General features: G+C 35.8%; 4 protein-coding genes. 1 reads left to right on the top strand and 3 read right to left on the bottom strand.

Annotated elements, in window-relative coordinates; genetic code table 11:
* The coding region (locus BUB91_RS20525) for a transposase (protein ID WP_139250553.1) at positions 1-181 on the top strand (181 nt) is incomplete at its 5' end.
* 157 nt (positions 182-338) lie between these two features.
* Here the strand turns inward: BUB91_RS20525 and BUB91_RS20520 are convergent.
* The 3 genes from BUB91_RS20520 to BUB91_RS20510 all read right to left on the bottom strand — a co-directional run.
* Positions 339-2,258: an OmpA family protein gene (locus BUB91_RS20520; protein ID WP_073101306.1), complete on the bottom strand. Its 1,920-nt coding sequence runs from the start codon at positions 2,256-2,258 to the stop codon at positions 339-341.
* An 11-nt stretch (positions 2,259-2,269) separates the two neighbouring features.
* The gene (locus tag BUB91_RS20515; RefSeq protein WP_073101304.1) at positions 2,270-3,193 is read right to left on the bottom strand and encodes a PorP/SprF family type IX secretion system membrane protein; all 924 of its coding nucleotides are present in this window, start codon (positions 3,191-3,193) and stop codon (positions 2,270-2,272) included.
* 33 nt (positions 3,194-3,226) lie between these two features.
* Positions 3,227-4,970: T9SS type B sorting domain-containing protein (locus BUB91_RS20510; protein WP_139250552.1), on the bottom strand; the 1,744-nt coding region annotated here is incomplete at its 5' end.

Genomic DNA, 4,970 nt, shown 5'->3' with positions numbered 1-4,970 from the left:
CAGTAAAGAAGGGATTGCCCACCGTAAACAACGGTGTTGGGATATCGAAGCCATTTTTGGGGATATAAAACACAATATGAACTTTAAACGTTTTGCGTTAAGAGGAATCGAAAAAGTAAATGTAGAAATAGGGCTGGTTGCTATGGCCCACAACCTCAAAAAGCTAGCTTTGGTCATCTAAAGGCAGCCAAAACCTTTTAACGCTTAACGATTAACAATCCTACCCAATCCAGAAAACCAAAAAAAGTAGCTGTAGCCAGAAACCAAAAAGACCGCCTAAATGTTTTTAGACGGCCTCTACGTCAAAATCTAAATCGAATTGATTTTAACGCCTCTCATTACCTGCTTACTACGATAAATTCTGATCGCCTATTTTCTGAATATTCTAATTCTGTACATGTTTTACCATCTTCATCACAAATATTAATAGGTCTAGACTCGCCATAACCTATAGCACTTTCTATTCTTGAAGATTCTATCCCGTGTTCTAAAAGCCAGTCTTTTGTAGATAAAGCTCTATTTGTAGACAATGTCTTATTGAAATAATCTGTACCTCGCTGATCTGTATGTGATTCAATTTTTATAATCATTTCAGGATAAGCATTCATTACATCTACTACTTTGCGAAGTTGTATTGCGGCAACATCTGTGATGTTATACCTGTAGTAATCAAAATAAATAGGATCAATTCGAATTTTTTCTACCTCTCCTTCTGTAACAAAAATCTCTGATAGATCTTTAAGCTTAAAGTCAAGCATATTCATTTTACGGTCTGGTAAGACATCTGTAGTGAAATTTAATTCGTCTTCACTATATCCTGCTTTACGAGCTTCAATTTTATAAGTGGACTCACAAGTTAATTCTACAGCGTAAGCTCCCTTTTCATCTGTTTTCACCTTAAGGTATTCAGTATTTGCTTCATCATAGACGGTAACATATGCGTTTGCAATAGGCTCATTCGTTTCTATGTCATAAACAGTTCCTGATATATATTGAACACACTTAGCCAAATTGTAATCAAAAGCATAAATATCATCTCCTCCTTTACCGCCTGCTCTGTCTGAAGAAAAATAACCTGTATTAGGCTCATCACCTTCTAAATATGCAAAATCATCAGCATTCGTATTTATAATTGGTCCTAAATTAATAGCAGCTCCATATATACCATCTCTGTAATAAGATTTATATAGATCTAAACCTCCAAAACCTACGTGACCTCCAGATGAAAAGTATAGTACATCATCTTTAAAATACGGAAAAAAATCATCTGCAATCGTATTAATTGTTGGTCCTAGATTCATTGGTTTTGAATAGGTTCCGTCTTCATAAATATCACAAACATAAATATCTGCTTTACCGTAACCACCAGGCATATCCGATGCAAAAAACAATTTTTTACCATCTGGAGTTACATAAGGCTGGCCAGCAGAATAAGCATCTCCATTAAAAGGAAGCAATTCTTTTTTATATTTTTTAGCAGACATGTCTACCCTATAAATTTTAAAGTAATTCTTTTTATCTCCTTCAAACACCTTTCGTTTTCCGTTTTGATAACTAGAAGCATAGTATAGATATTTACTATTTGGTGAAAAAGTTGCCGTTCCGTCGTGAAATTCACTAGTCAATTCTTTACTAAATAACTCAACTGTATCTGCACTATCTACCTGAGGGTTTTCAGTTTTATAAATAGATAAATAGGGTGTGTTATCTCGTTCAAATAAACCTTTATTGACATAATTTCTTCCGGATGTAAACACAAAACTTTTTTGATTAAAGCTTCCTCCAAAATCAGCATATTGAGAATTCAATTCAAGATTACGCACTTTATATAACGTATCTCCTTTCAACAATTCTTCAAAGCGATCGCGTTCTTCATAATGACTGTTTAAGGCTTCTACAGATATTGACTCAAAATAGCGTTCTGCTACTTTCTCGGCCTCATCATATAGCTTTAATCTTCTTAATGAGTCATAATATTGATATCCCTGAGCGTTATTTTTATTAGGCCCCACAGCGTTATAACATTTTTGATACGCCTCTTTGGCTTGTGCAAAATTTTTGAGGTTGTAGTAGGTGTCCCCTATTTTCATATAGGTTTCTGGTTCTATATAATTTGCATTTTGAACATAAGCTTCATATTCCTTAGCAGCATCAATATAAACTAAGCGGTCATATAGTTTATTAGCTTCTTGTAAATGGCTTTGAGCAAATACATTAAGACTTATTAAACAAGTGATGATTATATATATACGTTTCATAGAGAATATTTTTAGAAGAATCTAGGAGAAAAAGTTGCACCACGCTTACGAGCCAAAGAGAACTTAATCAAGATCTCATGACTACCATTATTGTACTGGTTGAAATCTGACGTATTATAATCATAAGCATAGCCTATAAAAATATTATCACTTACTTGAAAGCCAGCTAAACCACTTACTGCTGCATCTATACTATAAGAAACACCCGCAGTAAATTTCTCAAGAAATAAAAAGTTTGCAGAAAGATTAGCCTTTAAAGGAGCTCCTTCAACATAGTCAAAGAGTACAGCAGGTTTAAACTTAGTATTCAAACCAATATCAAATATATACCCACCTATTAAGTACATATGCAGCTCTTCGGTATTAACCATTACTTCTTCTTCATTAAAATATTCTTGTGTGAAAAAATTAGGTGTAGAAAGTCCCAGATACCATCGGTCTGTATATAAATAGCTACCTGCTCCTAAAACTCCTAAAAACTGATTGTTTATGTTATTCATAAACTGCGGGTCATTAGGGTTATCAAAAATTCCCTTTCTAAAGTCTACATTAAGCACTCTAAAACCAGCTTTCAATCCAAATGATAAATAGGTCTGCGCTCCCAACTGAATAGCATAAGAAAAATTACCATCTATATTTAAATCTTCAGAAGGACCTAAAACATCACGTGTGATATTTAATCCTAATCCAATATTGTTGGTTACCGGAGTTTCTAATCCTAGGTTAATAGTTTCAGGAGCTCCATCAACCCCAGTAAATTGGGCTTTGTAATTTGCAATAATGTTGAAATTATCAGATGACCCCGCATACGCCGGGTTTATGGTCATCGTGTTATACATATACTGCGTGTAGTTTGGCTCTTGTTGCCCATAGAGACTCAATGTTCCAAAGGCAATCAAAGAGATTTCGATTAAATAGGTTACTATTTTTGTCATGGTAATTAAAGTTTAAAATGAGAGAATTTTTAATTATCGTGCTATATAAATCCATCCTGTCAACGTACGTTCTCCATCACCCAATTCAAGAGCATAGTAATATGTCCCTACCGGTAAACCTACCGACTTGTTGATAGAACTGGCAACGTTAGAAACGCCATTCCAGGTGTTATTATAACCGTTTGCTGTATAGACCAGCTGCCCCACTCTATTGAACACATTGAGTTTATTATTAGGGAAGTTTTCAATACATCTTATCTTAAAGAGATCATTCATACCATCACCATTTGGCGAAAATTCATTGAAAACCATCAAACAATCTGGATCTATTTCTACTTCAGAAGAGTTATTATCAGGATTACTATCTACAGGATTTGAGGTTAAAATAGTTGCTACGTTTCGGTAATTACCGCTCTCTAATACAGTTACTGTTATGGTTAAAACAGTAGTGGTATTTGCTGTAAGCTGTGGAATCGTCCACACTCCTGTTAACGGATTGTAATTACCTATAGGAGCAGTAAAGCTTTCAAACTGAAGTCCTGATGGCAATGCTTCCCCCACTTCTATAGCAGAGATATCTGTCTGACCAGTATTAGTTACTTCTATTGAATAAATAATAGTCTCGCCAATTGCCGGAGTTAAAATATTTACTGCTTTAGAGATCGTAAGATCTGAACAAGCAGTAGTTGTAACATTCAGCGTAGCCGAAGTGTTTACAATACAGCTTAACGTTGTATCATAATCAACACTTACACTATTATCACCCGCAGTATCCCAAAGAACTATCACAAAGTTATCTGAAGTTCCACCTCCTGAAACAATACTTCCACCAGAGGTAATTGCCCACTCATAGTTAGTCATACCAGACTGTGTTGTATACATAATTTCGGTACCCAAACAAGCTGTTGGTTCTGAAGCTTCTATACTTGCAGAAGTAGGCTGCATTAAAGTTACTGTCACAGCCAGTCTGCTACTTCCTATTACACCGTCTACAAGTAAAGCTGCGTAATATGTAACTCCATTCTGAAGTTGTGTATTTATATCTAACACTGCTCCACCCGTTTCTTGAGCAAACCATACAACGCTGTTCTGATCCACAACAATACCCATCAAGGTAGGTTGATCTGTAGTACAGAACATTTGACTCATATCACCGGTAGGCATACCTAGATTTATGGTCAACTCATCTGTAGTACCATCTACAGAAATATTTCCCAATGCATCCATAAGCTCTGCCTCCACATCATAAGTTCCTTCTGGTATTTCATTTCCTGTCGGAATCCCTAAAGTCCAAGTATCATCATTATTATCTACTAAATTTCCATCTCCTTCAGTATAAACAACACCGTTAACACTTACCATTAACTCTCCTGAAGAAACTGCAGTTCCCGTAAGAACTGGAGTAACATCATCTGTAACTAACGTATTTACTGTTGGCACAGCTAACCCTGTTGAATCAATAGTTAATTCATCAACTGTCTCATCCATCGAAGGATTACCCGCTGCATCAGTTGCTGTAGCCATCACATCGTAAGTGCCATCAGCTAAAGCATTTCCAGCAGGAATAACTAACATCCACGTATCATCACTGTTATCGGTTAAATTTCCATCGCCTTCTGTATAAACAACACCGTTTACTTCTACTGTCAAATCATCAACTGAATCAGCTGTTCCGGTGATTGTTGGAGTAGGATTATCGGTAACTAGAACATCTACCGTTGGAATGGTAGGTGCTATTGTATCAATGGTCAGTTCATCAACTGTCTCATCCATCGAA

The sequence above is a fragment of the Leeuwenhoekiella marinoflava DSM 3653 genome, from assembly GCF_900129005.1.
Classification (GTDB): domain Bacteria; phylum Bacteroidota; class Bacteroidia; order Flavobacteriales; family Flavobacteriaceae; genus Leeuwenhoekiella; species Leeuwenhoekiella marinoflava.
The sequence above is the reverse complement of the archived record's forward strand: the minus strand, read 5'-3'. Positions and strand labels throughout refer to the sequence as shown.